Origin of the sequence: Streptomyces sp. NL15-2K, from assembly GCF_030551255.1 — a bacterium.
Taxonomy (GTDB): domain Bacteria; phylum Actinomycetota; class Actinomycetes; order Streptomycetales; family Streptomycetaceae; genus Streptomyces.
In genome coordinates this window covers 9760549-9776141 of the sequence record NZ_CP130630.1, presented here as the reverse complement: position 1 = coordinate 9776141, position 15593 = coordinate 9760549, and the positions used below count along the sequence as shown (strand labels likewise).

General features: G+C 70.7%; 13 protein-coding genes and 1 pseudogene. 3 read left to right on the top strand and 11 right to left on the bottom strand.

Going from position 1 to position 15593, the window contains the following annotated elements; genetic code table 11:
• Positions 1–35 precede the first annotated feature (35 nt).
• The 4 genes from Q4V64_RS43525 to Q4V64_RS43510 all read right to left on the bottom strand — a co-directional run bounded on the left by Q4V64_RS43525 (position 36) and on the right by Q4V64_RS43510 (position 7319).
• Positions 36–2723, bottom strand: a complete 2688-nt coding sequence (locus tag Q4V64_RS43525; RefSeq protein ID WP_253267273.1) for a cation-translocating P-type ATPase — start codon at positions 2721–2723, stop codon at positions 36–38.
• A gap of 272 nt (positions 2724–2995) precedes the next feature.
• Positions 2996–3874, bottom strand: coding sequence for a potassium channel family protein (locus Q4V64_RS43520; RefSeq protein WP_124443522.1), 879 nt, complete (start codon positions 3872–3874; stop codon positions 2996–2998).
• A 111-nt stretch (positions 3875–3985) separates the two neighbouring features.
• Positions 3986–6385: a glycosyl hydrolase family 65 protein gene (locus Q4V64_RS43515; protein ID WP_124443523.1), complete on the bottom strand. Its 2400-nt coding sequence runs from the start codon at positions 6383–6385 to the stop codon at positions 3986–3988.
• A gap of 58 nt (positions 6386–6443) precedes the next feature.
• Positions 6444–7319, bottom strand: a complete 876-nt coding sequence (locus Q4V64_RS43510; RefSeq protein WP_124443524.1) for a universal stress protein — start codon at positions 7317–7319, stop codon at positions 6444–6446.
• 335 nt (positions 7320–7654) lie between these two features.
• Between Q4V64_RS43510 and Q4V64_RS43505 the strand changes: the two genes are divergently transcribed.
• Together Q4V64_RS43505 and Q4V64_RS43500 are read left to right on the top strand one after the other, a co-directional pair.
• Positions 7655–8056, top strand: coding sequence for a cyclic nucleotide-binding domain-containing protein (locus tag Q4V64_RS43505; protein ID WP_124443630.1), 402 nt, complete (start codon positions 7655–7657; stop codon positions 8054–8056).
• Between the two features lie 24 nt (positions 8057–8080).
• A complete protein-coding gene (locus Q4V64_RS43500) occupies positions 8081–8758 on the top strand; it encodes a CBS domain-containing protein (protein ID WP_124443525.1) in 678 nt (225 codons plus the stop codon).
• Positions 8759–8807: 49 nt separating this feature from the next.
• Here Q4V64_RS43500 and Q4V64_RS43495 read toward each other — a convergent pair whose 3' ends face one another.
• Together Q4V64_RS43495 and Q4V64_RS55665 are read right to left on the bottom strand one after the other, a co-directional pair.
• Positions 8808–9731, bottom strand: a complete 924-nt coding sequence (locus Q4V64_RS43495; RefSeq protein ID WP_172629471.1) for a nitroreductase family protein — start codon at positions 9729–9731, stop codon at positions 8808–8810.
• 143 nt (positions 9732–9874) lie between these two features.
• Positions 9875–10797, bottom strand: a pseudogene (locus Q4V64_RS55665) (pyridoxamine 5'-phosphate oxidase family protein).
• A 143-nt stretch (positions 10798–10940) separates the two neighbouring features.
• On the opposite strand from Q4V64_RS55665, the gene Q4V64_RS43485 reads away from it, so the two are divergent.
• A complete protein-coding gene (locus tag Q4V64_RS43485) occupies positions 10941–11615 on the top strand; it encodes a CBS domain-containing protein (protein WP_124443526.1) in 675 nt (224 codons plus the stop codon).
• 149 nt (positions 11616–11764) lie between these two features.
• Here the strand turns inward: Q4V64_RS43485 and Q4V64_RS43480 are convergent, their stop codons facing one another.
• The 5 genes from Q4V64_RS43480 to Q4V64_RS43460 all read right to left on the bottom strand — a co-directional run bounded on the left by Q4V64_RS43480 (position 11765) and on the right by Q4V64_RS43460 (position 15574).
• Positions 11765–12223: an Hsp20/alpha crystallin family protein gene (locus tag Q4V64_RS43480; RefSeq protein WP_124443527.1), complete on the bottom strand. Its 459-nt coding sequence runs from the start codon at positions 12221–12223 to the stop codon at positions 11765–11767.
• Between the two features lie 35 nt (positions 12224–12258).
• The gene (locus tag Q4V64_RS43475) at positions 12259–12546 is read right to left on the bottom strand and encodes a DUF1876 domain-containing protein (protein WP_124443528.1); all 288 of its coding nucleotides are present in this window, start codon (positions 12544–12546) and stop codon (positions 12259–12261) included.
• A gap of 11 nt (positions 12547–12557) precedes the next feature.
• The gene (locus tag Q4V64_RS43470) at positions 12558–13949 is read right to left on the bottom strand and encodes a nicotinate phosphoribosyltransferase (protein WP_124443529.1); all 1392 of its coding nucleotides are present in this window, start codon (positions 13947–13949) and stop codon (positions 12558–12560) included.
• Between the two features lie 40 nt (positions 13950–13989).
• Positions 13990–14595 carry a hypothetical protein gene (locus Q4V64_RS43465; protein WP_124443530.1) on the bottom strand — a complete coding sequence of 202 codons (606 nt, stop codon included), beginning with the start codon at positions 14593–14595 and terminating at the stop codon, positions 13990–13992.
• 157 nt (positions 14596–14752) lie between these two features.
• Entirely contained in the window at positions 14753–15574 is an 822-nt protein-coding gene (locus Q4V64_RS43460) for a universal stress protein (protein WP_124443632.1), read from the bottom strand.
• Positions 15575–15593: the final 19 nt, after the last annotated feature.

Genomic DNA, 15593 nt, shown 5'->3' with positions numbered 1-15593 from the left:
ACGTGGTTGTCCACCTCAGCGCGGAAAGGCCAAGCTCAGCGGAGCCCCTTTGCTCGGGCGGAGCGGGAACGCCGACCACCCGGATCACCTCCTACCGCCAAGGCGGCGCGCGGCTGCCGCTCCGGCCACAGCCGTGCCTGCAAACGCATGACCACATGGCCGAGACCGGACAACGCGCAGGCGATCGCCAGGTCCCCGAGCGACAGCAACTCTGTGCCCAACAGGTCCCGGAGAGGGGGCAGATAGACACCGGCCGCCTGGAGGCCCAAGGCCGCAGCCACGGCAACCAGCAGGAACGGGTTGGCCAGGCTTCCAGGACGGGCGCGGGAGCCCAGGGCAACGCCCAGCTGGGTCGCGCCGAGGACCAGGAAGATCATGGACTGCCAGGGGCGGCCCGCCTCACGGGCCCACACGCCGGCCACCAGGGTCACCGTGGCGATGAAGGCCCCCATGAGCAGGATGCGCGGCCACAGGCCGGCGCCCAGCACGCTCTCCTCGGGGGGCCGTGGCGGATGGCGCATCGCGTCCGGGGCGACGGGCTCCGCACCGAGGGCGACGCCGGGCAGGCCGTGGGTGAGCAGGTTGATCCACAGGATCTGTGCGGGCAGCAGCGGCAGCGGCATCCCCAGGAAGGGGCCGAGGAGCATGACCAGGATCTCCGCGGTGCCCCCGGCGAGCGCGTAGAGCAGGAACCGGCGCACGTTGGCATAGACCCGGCGCCCCTCTTCGACGGCCGACACGATGGTGGCCGGGTTGTCGTCGGCGAGCACCAGGTCGGCTGCCTGGCGGGCCACTTCGGTGCCGCGCCGCCCCATCGCGACACCGATGTCGGCGCGACGCAGGGCCGGACCGTCGTTGACCCCATCCCCCGTCATCGCCACGACCTGCCCGGCCCCTCGCCATGCCTCGACGATGTCCAGCTTCTGCTCGGGAGTGGTCCGGGCGTAGACGCGTACGCCGGTCAGCTCGCCCGCCGTTCCTTCCCGGATCCGTTGCCCGGTGGTGACCTCCTCCTCCCGGGAGGCAATGCCGAGGCGGTCGGCCACGGCCCGGGCGGTCAGCGGATGGTCGCCGGTGATGAGTACAGGGACGATACCGGCCCGTTTGCAGGCGGCGATCGACGGCTCGGAAGCGGCGCGGGGCGGGTCCAGGATGCCGACAAGGCCGAGCAGCAACAGGCCCGACTCCCATGTCCCGGACGGCTCCAACGCCTCCTCGTGGTCGGCCGACGCGACGGCGAGCACCCGGTACCCGTCACGCGCCAGTACCTCCGCCTGAGCGACCGCCCGGGCGAGCAGGTCCGGACCGTCGGCCAGGACCTGCGGCCGGAGCAGGGACTCCGGCGCTCCCTTGCACGCGACCCGCACTGCTCCATCCGGCCGACGGTGGACGGTCGTCATGCGCTTGCGGCCGCTGTCGAACGGAATCTCCTCGACTCGCGGCAGTTCGCGGTCCAGCGCCGCCCGGTCCAGCCCGAGCCGGGCCCCTGCCACGAGCAGCGCGGCCTCGGTGGGGTCACCCAGCGCGCGCCACTCCGCGGAGCCGTCCGGCGGAGGCTCCAGCGCCGCGTCGTTGCACAGCATCGCGACGCGCAGCAACGCCGCCAGGTCGGGTGCGTCGTTCGCCGTGACCGTTTCTCCGTCGCGGACGACCCGGCCCTGGGGCTCGTAGCCGGTGCCCAGGACCGTGACCTCTCCGTGCGGCGTCCACAGCCGTTCGGCGGCCATTCGGCCCTCGGTCAGGGTGCCGGTCTTGTCGGTGGCGATCACCGTGACGGAGCCCAGCGTCTCCACCGCGGGCAGCCTGCGGACGATGGCGTGCCGGTCCGCCATCCGCCGTGCCCCCAGGGCGAGCGCGAGCGTCACGACGGCGGGCAGGGACTCCGGTACGGCGGCGACGGCAAGGCTGATCGCCGCCACGATCATCAGTTCCACGGGCTGCCCGCGCACCAGCCCGAGAGCCAGGACCAGGGCGCACAGGGCCACGATGGCGGCTGCCAGAACCCGGCCGAACCCCGCCAGCCGGCGCTGCAGCGGGGTCAGACCGGGCGCGGCACCCATCAGGGATGCGATCCGGCCTAGCGCGCTGTGGGCTCCCGTGGCGGTGATCACGACGCGTCCGTGGCCGCGGACGACGACCGTGCCCGCCGACACCATGCCGTGTGAGGGGTCGCTGTCGGGAGCCTTCTCCACCGGGACGGACTCCCCCGTCAGCGAGGACTCGTCCGCCAGCAGCAAGGCCGCGGCCAGTACCTCCCCGTCGGCGGGCACGATGTCCCCCTCGGCCACCAGCACCAGATCGCCGGGCACCACCTCGGCAGCAGGGAGGGAACGTTCCTCACCGTCCCGTACGACTCTGGCGGTGGGAGCACTCATGGCGGACAGGGCCATCACGGCCTGCTCGGCTCGTACCTCCTGAACGACGCCGACCGCGGTGTTCACCGTGATGACGAGCAGAATCACGGCGGCATCGGAGAGATCACCGGTGGCGATCGTCAAGGCGGCTGCCACCAACAGCACCAGGATCAGCGGGTCCCGCAACTGCTGCAGCACCCGCCGCCACACAGGGGCACGCGGCTCCGTCGGGATCGCGTTGGGCCCGTAACGCGTCTGTCGACGCGCGGCCTCGGGCGACGACAGACCCGCCGCGGAAGACGCGGATGGTGTCGAACGGGGTGCGTCGGTGCCCGCATCAAAACCCCGGTCACCCCGCTGCTCGCTCACGCGCCCGACAGGGTTCTGTACGCGGGTGCGCCACGGACTGCTCGAAGGTCGCTGTCGCGCACCGCGAGGACGCCGGGGCGTGCCAGAGCGGCGGCATCAGGACCGGCTTGTTCGCTGTGTGCCATCCACCACACTCCCGTCATGCAGGGAACCGCCGTCCCCGAATACCGGTGTCCGCTTGTCAGGGTGCCACCGCTGACGCCGACCGGCATGACCGACCACTCGTCGTGTGGGCGATCCTGGCGATGCGGGACCGGGCATGGGCCTGTTGGTCAGGGCTGTGCGAGGCTGCGCCCATGGTCTGCGGCGTACGCGGCGAAGACTTCCGTCGCCGTGCCACCGGTGTGGAGAAAACGCTGGTCAAGGATGGCGGCGAGGTCCTTCAGCGCCCCGGCGAGCAAGTCACCTGCCAGGCGCACCTCCGGCCGCTGGGCTGCCTGTCCTCGCTGGGCGAGAGTGGCGGCGTAGCCGACCGTGGCCGCCAGCGACGAGTGGTCCTCCCCGTCGTGGAAGTAGTACGCCTCGGCGTACTGGGTGAAGTCGATACGCACGCGTACGACTTCGGTGGCCAGGCTGTCGAGCAGCAGCGCCCCGGCCGTGCAGTCGATCTGCTGCGGCGTCGGGGCCGAGTCGCGCAGCAGGGCCAGCCGGATGGCGAGGACCCTCCTGCGGGTCAGCGCCGGGTAGATCTCCAGCACCCAGGAGACCGTGGCCGTCAGGAGTGCGAAGCCGACGAGGGCCTCCAACGGTGAGACCAGGCGGAGCCAGCCCTCACCGGGTGCGATGTCCCCCAGGCCCAGGGTGGCCACCGTGACGAGCGACAGGTACACGGAGTCCAGCAGCGCGGGCTCCTGCGCCGCCTTGGAACCGGGCGCGAAGGCGAACGCCCCGGGCATGTGGGGCCAGTAGACGATGGCCCAGCCGAGGACGACGGTGAAGGCCCACATGCCCACCACCGTGACCATGGCGAGCGGCCCGACGAGGCCGACCACCCGCCTGCGCGCGCGAAAGCGCCGGGCCAGGCGCCACAGCGCCGTCATCACGAGGCGGCTCAGGCCGCCGTGGCGGGTCGGGTGCCAGAGGGTATGGAAGAGGTCCCGCAGGGTGAGCATGACGAGCCCGGCACCGACCAGCGAGACCAACCACTTCATCCACGTCTCCCACGGCACTGTCGCCTGAAGCGGAACCCCGTTTTCGGAGCCTATGGCCTGTCCGGCGGATCCTGCCGCAGACGCCGAGGTCGGCACGCCCGTCTGTGCGGATCAGCTCTCCGACAGCACGAGCGTGCAGGTCTCTCCGGGCGCGACGGTCACGGCCCGGTCGGCCAGCACCACCCGGATCGGTGACTCCTCCGAGTCGGGCACCCGGATCTCCAGCTGTCCGCTCCGGCGCCTTATGCCGACACCCCAGTGGCCGCGGTAACGCAGGGAGAACCCGTACTCCGACAGTGCGGGAAGGGGTACCGGGTCCAGCCAGAGGGCGTCCTCACGCGTCTCCAGGCCCGTCAGGCCGCGTTGCACCAGATCCAGGGTCCCGGCCATGGCGCCGAGGTGGATGCCTTCGCCGGTCGTGCCGCCCTGGATGTCGGCGATGTCCGCCTCCAGGGCCTCCTGGACGTAACTCCACGCCTCGGCTCGTCTGGCCCGGGCGAGGACGAGGCCGTGGACGAGTCCGCTGAGGGTGGAGCCGTGGCTGGTGCGCTGAAGGTAGTAGTCGACGGTCCTGTGCCAGACCTCGTCGTCCACGTCGTACCCGAGACGGTGGAACAGGGCATGCAGTTCGGCGGGCGAGAAGAGGTAGCCGAGCATCAGGACGTCGGCCTGTTTGGAGGCTTGGTAGCGGTTCACGGAGTCGCCCTCGGCTTCGAGGATGCGGTCCAGCCGCCGGATGCTGTTGTAGCGGCTGCGGTATGCGTCCCAGTCCAGCTCGGCCAGGTCGCCGTAGCCGTCGAACTGGCTGATGACGCCGTGGTGGAAGGGCACTCGCAGCCGCCGGGAAACCTCCTCCCACTTCGGGAGTTCGCCGCTGTCCAGCGCGATGCGCTCGAACAGCTCCTGCCGGCGCCGTGCCGGAAGGCGCCGCACCAGGTCCAGGGCGCGACTGAGGACCCAGACGGCGGTGACGTTGGTGTACGCGTTGTCGTCCAGGCCCGGCCGGGCGGCGTCGGGGTAGCTGTCGTGGTACTCGTCGGGGCCGACCACGCCCCGGATGCGGTACCGACCGAGGCCGGGGGCGAACTCCGCGCTGTCCGCCCAGAATCGGGCGATCTGCAACAGCATCTCCGCGCCCTTGGTATGCAGGTACTCGGTGTCACCGCTCGCTTCGCAGTACTGCCAGACGTTGTAGGCGATCGCCGAGCCGACGTGGTGCTGGAGCCTGGAGTTGTCCGGCAGCCAGCGGCCCGAGCGGGGGTTGAGGTGTAGCTCCTGTGTCTCCTCACGGCCGTCGCTGCCGGACTGCCAGGGGTACATCGCCCCGGCTCGGCCCGCCGCGTGGGCCGCGCGGCATGCCTGGGACAGGCGTCGGTGACGGTAGTTGAGCAGGGCCCGCGAGACCTCGGGGAAACGCAGGTTCAGATACGGCAGCACGAACAGCTCGTCCCAGAAGACATGGCCCCGGTACGCCTCGCCGTGCAGCCCACGGGCCGGCACGCCCACGTCCAGGTCCGCGGTGTGCGGCGACAACGTCTGCAGCACATGGAACAGATGCAGGCGCAGGACACGGCCCGCCTCCCCGGGCACCTGGACGTCCGCGCCCCGCCACAACCGCGCCCAGGCAGCGACATGGGAGTCCACAAGCGCCGGGAAGCCCGCAGCCGTGGTCACCCGGTCGACGGCCGCGCCGAGCGGGTCACTGATCGCCGGGTCACGGGAGGTGTGCAGGGCCACGGTCTTGTCCACGACGGCGGGCCGGCCTGGAGCGACCGGTATCACCAGCCGGTGTACGGCACGGCGGTGAGACGGCCGAAGCTCCGACGACGTGGGCGGCTGCCCGACGGCGACCGTACGGGCCGCCATGGCGATGCCGATATCGGAGGTGCTGGTGTGGCAGCTCAACCACGTCACGTCGGTCGCGGACGCGCCGGTCCGTACACGGACCAGGTGGTGCCGGTTGAGGGACCTGTAACGGTGCACGTTGCTGTTGATCACGTCGCCGTCGAGGACGGACTCCACCTCAATCTCTCCGGACCAGTCCTCGGCTGTGACAACGGTCCGCAGCGCGGCCAGGTGAGGATCCGCCATGTGCACCAGCCGGACCTGCTCCACACCCAGCACGCCTGCCTCGTCGTCCCGGAACCGGAACGTGCGTGTCAGAGTGGCCCGGCGCAGATCCAGACTGTGCCGGTGATCGAGCGGCTGCTGCCTGTCGGGAGAGAACCATGGGCCCGCCGAGCCGTCGGCGAAACGGAGACGGAACCGCAATAGCAGCCAGTTCGGGAGATTCACCAGGTCCTCGTTCACCACCCGCCGCCCCGCCACGGTCGACTCCAGGCGGTTGTAGACCCCGGCCGCGTAGGTGGCCGGGTAGTGCACCAGACTCGCCCTGCTCTCGGGTACGGCGCCGCGGGTGGCGAAGTAGCCGTTGCCGAGCGTGCACAACGACTCGCGCAGCCGCTCGCCGGCCGGGTCGTAGCCCTCGTACTCCCAGGTCCACTCCGACATCCGCCGCCCTCTCCTTCTCCCTTCACGAGATGTGCAGGAGCATGAGACGCACGTCGGGTCAGGCCCGTTGCGGGACGACGACCACCGGACACTGGGCGTGATGCAGCAGGGCGTGGGCGACCCTGCCGAGCTGCAGACCGACATGGCCGTGGCGCCTGCGCGCACCCACGACCACCAGGTCGGCGTCGGAGGAGGCGTCAAGGAGGACCTTGTGGGCGGGGCCTTCGACCGCCTGGCGATGCACTTCGACCCGCGGGTGATTGCGTACGGCGTCGCGCAGGGCATCGGTGAGGAGGGCGGAGGCGCGCTCCTCGTGGGCACCGGCGGCATCATCCGCGATCAGGGGATGGTCCACGTGTTCATGGGCGGGGCGGCGCCAGGCCCGCACGGCATGCAGGGCGCAGCCGCGCGCCTCGGCCTCGCGGAAGGCGAACCGCACGGCGGCCGAGCCCTCCGCGGAGTCGCCGAGGCCGACCACCACCCGGCCGAAGGAGCCCTGCCGGTTCCGCTCCCCGCCGCGAACCACGATCACCGGGCACACGGCACGGGCGGCCACCGCGAGGCTGACCGATCCCAACAGGACCCCGGCGATCTCACCGCGGCCGCGGGAGCCCGTGACCAGGGCGAAGGATTCATGAGCCGCGTGCAGGAGCGCGGACACGGCGTCGTCGGGCAGTACGTCGCTGGAGACCTTCACCTCTGGGTTGCGCAGCCGGGCGCGTTCCGCGCAGGACGCGGCGATGTGCTGGGCCATGACCTCTTCGGCCGGACGGCCAGTACTGAAGGACGGGCGGCCTCCCTCGTACCGCTCCCACAAAGAGGCGTAGACGAGCCGCAGAGACAGCCCGAGGCGCGCCGCCTCGTCCACCGCCCAGTCCACGGCCTCCAGGCTGGAATCCGATCCGTCGACACCCACGACCAGCGGGAGCTCCATGGTCACCACCACCTTCCTGCCCGGCCGCTGCCGGGAGCCCCGGTCAATCCGGAAACTCCTGTCAATACCGTCGCACCGCATGGGTTCCGTCGCGACACATGGACCGACTCTCGGAGGGGCCCTCTGCCCAGGTTGCACTGCGCCGATTTGCGACGATCGTGGAGTCATGCGGCCCGATACAGCACGGGATTCCATTCCTCCCATCGCCGCCACGGCCGTCCCATCGGTCTGATACGAGCCCGCTTCCGCTTCGGGGTCAAGGTGAAGGGAGGGCGATCGTGGTTGCCAGGACCGGCGTCTTCGGCGCCCTGACCAAGGAACATCGCGAGCAGCTCATGCCCCTCGCTCGTGAGGTTTCGTTCGCGACCGACGAGCGCATCTTCAACGAAGGCCGAAAAGCCGACCGCTTCTGGATCATCCACACGGGCACCGTCGCCCTCGACGTACACGTGCCCGGCCGCCGCGCAGCGGTCATCGAGACCCTCGGTGCCGGGGACCTGCTGGGCTGGTCCTGGATGGTCCCTCCCCATCACTGGCACCTGGGGGCCCAGGCCACCAGCCCGGTACGCGCCTACGAGTTCGACGCGGCCGCGGTCCGTGAACTGTGCGAGAACGACCCGGAGCTGGATCACGCGCTGTTGACCTACGTCGCCGGCGTGATCGCGGGCCGGCTCAGATCCGCCCGGGTGCGGCTGCTCGACCTGTACGCACCCCACGGCGCCGGCGAGGTGCCCTGACGAGGCGAGACGAGGAGGATTGCGGTGCCTGAGACCCCGCACATCGTCAGCGATGTGATGACCCAGACGGTCGTGGCCGTCGGACGCGACGCGCCCTTCAAGGAGATCGTGCAGACCATCGAGCAGTGGAAAGTCAGTGCCATGCCGGTCCTGGAGGGAGAAGGGCGTGTCATCGGCGTCGTCTCCGAGGCCGACCTGCTGCCCAAGGAGGAGTTCCGCGACGGCGACCCGAGCCTCTTCGAGCAGCGCCGGCGCCTGTCCGACGTCGCCAAGGCCGGGGCGGTGACGGCGGAGGAGCTCATGAGCACTCCCGCGATCACGGTCCACCCCGACACCACGCTGGCACAGGCGGCCAGGATCATGGCCGTCCGGCATGTCAAGCGGCTGCCCGTGGTCGACGACATCGGCATGCTCCAGGGCATAGTCAGCCGCGCCGACCTGCTGAAGGTCTTCCTGCGGTCGGACGAGGACATCGAGGAGGAGGTCCGCCGCACCGTGGTGTCCTACCTCTTCCCGGCCTTCAGCCACGCCATCCACGTGAACGTGCACGAAGGAGTCGTCACGCTCCGCGGGCACATCCGTGACACCTCGCTCATCTCGGTCGCCGTGCGCCTCGTGCGCGCCGTGGAGGGCGTCGTGGACGTCGAGCCACAGCTCACCGGCCAGTCAGCTGGTCCGGACGGGCCCGAGGACAGTCAGTGACCCGTGTGCCAGGCGCGCGGCGCCGACGGGCTGCGGTCACTTGGACAGGTCAGGGCTGGATGTCGAGTACCTCCGTCACCGGGCGGCGCGGTGTGCCGGGGCCTTTGGGGCCGTATCCCAGGCGCAGCAGCATCTGCGTGTAGCCCGTCCCGGTGACCGGGTCGCGCAGCGGCCAGCGCAGGTCCGTCCATTCGAGGGGCTGGGTGGCGAAGGAGCTGGACAGGCCCTCCAGGGTGGCCAGCAGCAGGACACGTTCCATGGCCTGGCCGGCGCGCAGCCAGTCCTCCGGGCGGTCGTGGCTCGTGCTGACGAGGGCCACCTGAGGGCTCTGTTCGAAGTCCGCGGCGTCCCGTCCCGCCACCTGCCGCGGGCCCGCGAAGTCCCGCATGGGGGCCTTGCCCCGGCGCTTGCGCGGCCCGAAGGCGTAGTCCGGGACTCCGTCGTCGGTCATGTTCACCGACGGAGCGTCGATACGGGTCCATTCGGCCAGGTCCTGGTCGCTGCCGCGGTCGGTGAGGTTGCGCGCCTCGGCTTCCTGGACCACCTCCAGGACCTCCTGCAGATGCCATGAGGTGGGGAACGTCAGCACGGCCCCCTCACGGCGAGCGGCCTCGCTGAGCGCCTCCCGCACGGCATCGGGGATCTCCGTCTCTTCGAACGGGAAGCGGCTGCTGTGCCGTTCGTGGATCGCCGGATACAGCGCGCCGAGGTCGCTCTCCGCGCTTCCGGGTGCGGTCAGCCGCAGGCTCGCGAGGAGCGCCGGTTCGGACGGGTCGTGCAGCAGCCGGGTCTCCGGATGCCAGCCCTCGTGGGCCACTGCGACCCGAAGGTTCAGCAGGGCGGCGCCGCAGCCGATGTGAAGGCCGCGGGTACGGGGGTCGGAGCGCGGCATGGCACGCTCGAAGTCGGCACGCATCTCGAACGTACGGCTGCGCCGGACGTAGCGGAAGCGCCAGGGCTGTGCGTTGTGCATCGACGGTGCGGCGGCAGCGTCGTGAACCAGGGCCGTCACGCGTTCGTCGGATGGTGCTTGTCGGCTCACCGGAGCCTCCTCTCGCGAGTCGGCGCACGCCAGGAGGGGACCACTCTTCGATTGATGGCCAGTCCTGCGGCGGCTTACTGGTCGGCAGGGGTGATGCGCTGCCCGTGAGGCGCGTGGGCCGGATCGACACCCACATCTCGCGTGCACCGCCCGCCCATGGCTCGGTGTGGGCGCGTTGGGTGAGCCCGCGCACGGCGTCGGGCTCCGTGACGACGCGCGCCGGGCCGACTGCAAGCACACTCCAGCCCTGGCTCATGGCCTCGTCCACATGGTCCACCTCGAAGGCGACCTCCTTCCCCACGGCCGCCGCGGGCGCCGAGCCGGGCGCGGTGCGGAATACGATCGCGTCATCGACGACCTCGTAGTTGACCGGGACCACCGCCGGGCGCCCGTCGGACGCCGGCACCGCGATGCGCCCCACACCGTGCGTGGAGAGCAGAGTGCGGCATTCCTCCGGGCTGAGGTCCCTCAGCTGAGGGTGCAGAAGCGCGTAGCCCTGGCCGGGGGGCAGATCTATGCCACCTCCGCGCAGGGCAGCGACGGTAGTGCCCAGCGCGTCGGCCAGCCTGATGAGAGTCCCCACGCTCGGGTCGGCGGGCTGTTCCTCCAGGTACGCCAGGTAGTCGGGCGACATGCGGGCGCGGCGGGCTGCTTCCCCCAGGCTGAGCCCACTCCTGTGGCGTTCGAGGGCCACGCGCCGGCCGATGTCGCCGGGGTTGGGGGGCCCGGCCGGCGGGGCTGCCGCGGTGACGGCCCCCGGCTCACCCGTGTCCGGCTGGAGAGACCCGCGCGGCGGCCCGGGTTGTCCGTGCTCGACATGGTGGATGTGCGCGTCGGGCCCGGGGAACACGAGCGTCACCTCGTCCGTGTCCGACCAGCGCACGTCGTAGGGGGGTGTTCCGTCCTCGTGGTGGAGTCCGACGATTTCTCCGTCACGCCTGGTGGCACCGGTCGTCGGGCTTTCGATGACGAGTTGGTCGCCGAGGTGAGCTCGCATGATCGCCGCCCTCTCCGCAGAATGGTGCTGTATCCAACGTGCCACGCGCGACACGCCGCCGCATGGGACGACCGGCCCTTATCCGCAGTGCGGGCTGGACCGGCTCAATGGCACGCGGTCGCACCCCGGACGGAAGAGGCGACATGCACCACCGATCGGTCGCGGAACTCATGACCCGAGACGTCGTCCGGGCGCAGCGTGACACGCCGTTCAAGGAGATCGTCAGGCTGCTGGCGGACAACGACGTCACAGCTGTGCCCGTGGTGGACGACCTGGACCGCCCCATGGGTGTGGTGTCCGAGGCGGACCTGCTGCGCAAGAGCGCCGACCAGGCCGACCCGTCGGGCAGAGTCCCTGTTCCGCACCTGGAGGCATGGGAGCGGGCGAAGGCCGAGGGCTCCCGCGCCGAGGAACTGATGTCGGCTCCCGCCGTGTGCGCACGTCCGGAGTGGAGCGTGGTGGAGGCCGCCCGCCTGATGGAGGCCCGGCACGTCAAGCGGCTGCCCGTTGTGGACGAGACGGACCGGCTCCTGGGCATCGTCAGCCGTGGCGACCTGCTGCGGATCTTCCTGCGCCGTGACGACGCCATCCGCGACGAGATCACCGGCGATGTGCTGCGCCGCACGATGAGGCTTGCTCCCTCCGAGGTGACGGTCGAGGTGCGCGACGGGCGGGTCGACCTCAGGGGCTCGGTCGAGTTCAGGAGTCTGATCCCCGTCATCGAGCGGTTGTGCCGGAGCGTCGACGGCGTGGTCTCGGTCGCCGAGCACATCGCGTATCGCACCGACGACGCCCGGCGTTCCCCCACCGGCACCTGAGGGGACAGCGGCGTCAGCGACTGAGAAAGACGCGGGACCGTGGCGGCGTGGGGCCGCCGGCGGAACCGTCGGCCCCACGGAGGGAACAGGCACTCGCCCACCGAACCCGGTACGGAGCACGGGCTGCTGGTCCCACCCCACACCCCGGCTCAGCCGGTGATCTCGATGCGGTGTGCTTTCCCCTTCTCGGTTTTCGGGACGCGCACCGTGAGGACTCCGCTCGTCAGGTCCGCGCTGATGTGCTCGGTGTCGGAGTTCGGCGGCAGAGTGGTGCGGTAGTCGAACTGCCCCATGCGGCGGGTATGCCTGCGGACCACCCCGGTCTGTTCCTTTTCCTTGATCTCACCGTGGATGTCGAGCTCGCCCTCGGCGACCTCCACGGTGATCTGGTCCTTGTCCACGCCGGGAAGCTCCAGTTCCATCAGGTAGGCGTCCTCGGTGTCCACGACGTCGGCCAGCGGCGCCCACGGCTCGGCCGTGCCGAACTCGGGGTGACCGCCGACGGGAAAGACAGCGTGCATGAGTTGGTCCATCCGGGTACGGAGATCCTCCAGCTCGTGCAGGGTTGCCGAGAGTCCACCTCTGCTGTGTCGTACGGGATGTGTCATGACTGATCCTCCTCGACTTGCTGTGCGACCGTCGGTCACGTGGGCCATCCGGTGACCTGTCGAGTGCTGGGCCGCGGCGCCCCCATGCCCTCGATGTCATGCTCGGCGATGTTCAGCAGCTGCTTGGCGAGGTCCTCCATGGCCCGGCCCGCCGCCAGCTCGTCGCCGATCTCGGGCACGTTGGCGTCCGCCGGGTGGCAGTGCGCGGTCCCGTGGCCGGTGAGCGCCGTGGTGCCGGTGTCCAGCACCACATGTGCCTTCGTGGTTCCCTCGTCCTCCTCGAAGAGGTGAAGCCGAACCTTCCACTCCGCCGTATGCGACATCGCTTTCCTCCTCACCTCGATACGGATCCATGTGGTCCGGACGCGGTTCGTTCTGGGACCGAGGACTGTGCGGAAGCCGCCGCCGTCTGTTCCTCGATACGGCGCCGGACGCGGGTGGTGAGTGCGCCCAGCCGCTCGGAGGCGGTCGCCCGAGGCGCGACCGGTGCTCGGATCCGGCGGGCTGCCGACGGCAGCCTGCCCAGGTCCGCCGTGAATCTCTCCCGGCACTCGTCGAGCGTGGGCCTGGTGCCGGTGCGCCGTCCGCCCCGCATCACCGTCTCCAGCAACGGCCTGCCACCGTCGGGGGGCTGCTCGTCGGCCAGACCGACCACGTCGGCATAGCCGGGGCGGCGGAACACCTGCTTCGGGTCCGGCGCCGTCACCTTCGCCGACGACAGCTTCATGACCGGCCGTCCGTCGTACTCCACCATCTTGTACGCCGAGTCCAGATACGGTGCGTCGGCCGAGACACCGACACGAGTGCCGACGGCGTAGGTGTCGATCGGCGCTCCGGAGCGGACCAGTTCGTCCACCGCGTACTCGTCGAGACCGCCGCTGGCGACGATCCGCACGTCCGGCAGGCCCGCGTCGTCGAGGACGGACCGTGCCCGTACCGCCAGGGCCCCGAGGTCGCCGCTGTCCAGCCGTACGGCCGAACCGGGCCCGCGGTCCAGGTCCCGCAGGACGCGCGCGGCGACGCGTACGCCCTCCTCGGTGTCGTAGGTGTCCACGAGCAAGGTCACCGGCCCGGGGTGGGACCGTGCGAAAGCACGGAAAGCGTCTTCCTCCGTTGCGAACGCCTCCACGAAGGAGTGAGCCATCGTGCCGACGGCAGGGATGCCCAGGGCGGTGGCCGCGGCCACGTTGCTGGTTCCGGCGAAGCCGACCATCGCGCCTAGGCGGGCGGCTTGGAATCCGGCGTGCGGGCCGTGGGTCCGCCGTAGGGAGAAGTCCACGACCGGATGCCCTGCAGCCGCAAGGACGCATCGCGCGGTCTTCGAGGCGATCGCCGTCTGATGGCTGAGCTGATTGAGCACGTACGTCTCGGCCAACTGCGCTTGGGGAAGAGGCGCGGTCACCTCCAGCAGGGGCTCTCCCGCCAGCACGATCCGCCCCTCCGGCATCGCCCGCACGTCGCCGGTGAACGCCAGGCCGAGCAGGGCCTGAAGATCCCGCGCCGGCCGGTGCAGCGCGGAGGCGAAGGCGTCGACATCCTCGGGGCCGACATGAAGGCCGGACAGGTAGTCCAGGGCTGACTCCAGCCCCGCGGCGACGAGGAAGCCCCTCTCAGGAGGCAAGTCACGGACGAAGAGGCTGAACGTGGCCGGGCCGGTCATACCCTCCCGCAGGTAGGACATGGCCATCGTGACTTCGTACAGGTCGGTGGTCGTCGCGTCGGACATAGGCGTCGCCTCCTTGGCTCCCGTCCGGGTTTCCTGCCCATCACCGGCGGAAGCGCGCGGACCACAGGGGCTCGACCAAGTCCCACTCGGCGTCCCATTGTGCGTACCTTCTCCGGTCCAGCACATGGCGCATGCCTGTCCGCGCCGCGTAGAACCCGGCGCCCACGCCAATCGCGGCCATACCGCCTGCGAACCAGCCGGTGGTCGTCGCGTTGAGCTCGCTCATCGGCGGACTGGTGAGGCCGCCGTCCCGGTCCACCCACACCCGCACGGTGGCGCCCTTGGGCGTTCCCGACTTCACCAGGGTCGTCCCCGTCCGCACCGTGCCGTTGTCGTCGGTCCAGCGGACCTGCGCCTGTTGCTTCCCATCCGTGGTGACACCCTTGACGTTCGACGTGAGTCGGGCGGTGACCTCCTGCCGATCCGCCGACTGGGCTTGCACGGTGCGCATCGACGACTCGTACGCCGTCGTTCCCGCGCTGAGCGCGGCCACCGGGAGGCCGAGGACGAGTACGAGCATCAGCAGCCCGCGGAACCAGGACTCGAACCTGTCGGATGTACGTCGCAGAGGGTTCGCCCCCTTTGACGCATGCTCCTGGCGCGGCGGGGGCTGACCGGACGCGTGCGGCGAATTCTGTGCACTCATGACTCGGCCTCCAGCAAGTCGCTGGTCCGTTCCCCCCACCACTGTGTCCCATCATCGGACGGGACCCGGCTCCGGTCACAGGGCCGAACGTCCCTGCGGGGACGACTTCCGGCCCCGCAGCGACCGACCGTCGACATGGTCCGTCTCCCCCGTCCGGTCATATCCGGGGAACGACCGCGATCGGACAGGGCGCGTGATGCAGGACCGCATGGTTGATCAATCCCAGTTGCAGTCCCAGGTGCCCCTGTCGTCTGCGGGCGCCGACGACCAACAGGTCCGCCTCGGAGGCCGCCTCCAACAGGGCCTGGCGTGCCGGGCCCTCGATCACCCGCCGGCTCACCGGGGCGTCGCGGTACCGCTCCGACGCGCCGCGCAGGGCGTCGTCCAGCACCTGCGCCGGCGGACGGCGGTGGGCCTCCAGGGCGTACCACGACGGGGCTTGAGGTGCGGTGAAAGCACCGAGCGGTGCGCTCCAGGCGTGCACCGCCACCAGCCGGCAGTGCCGTACATGGGCCTCGCGGAACGCGAACTGCACGGCCGTGCCGCTGCCCTCTCCCTCCTCGACACCGACGACGACGCTCCCGAAGCGGGCATCCCGGTGCTCTGCCGCGCCGCGCACCACGACGACCGGGCAGTCCGCTCGCGCCGCCACGGCGAGGCTGACCGACCCCAGGAGCATTCCGGCGAGGTCTCCGAACCCTCTGGATCCCAGCACCAGCGCAAAGGCGTTACGCCCTTTGTCGACCAAGGCGGCGGTCGCGTCCTCGTGCAGCACCTCGCTCGAGAGCCGCACCGTGGGAGCACACGCCCTGACACGTTCCGAGGCGGAGTCGATCACGTCGGACGCCTCGTGGTCCCGTGCCGCCGCGTGCAGGAGGTGGAGCGGCACGCCGTGCCGGGCGGCTTCGTCGGCGGCCCAGTCGACCGCATCCAGGCTCGCCGCGGACCCGTCGATGCCGACCACCAGGGGAATCGTCACCGTCACCGCCCCTATCTCC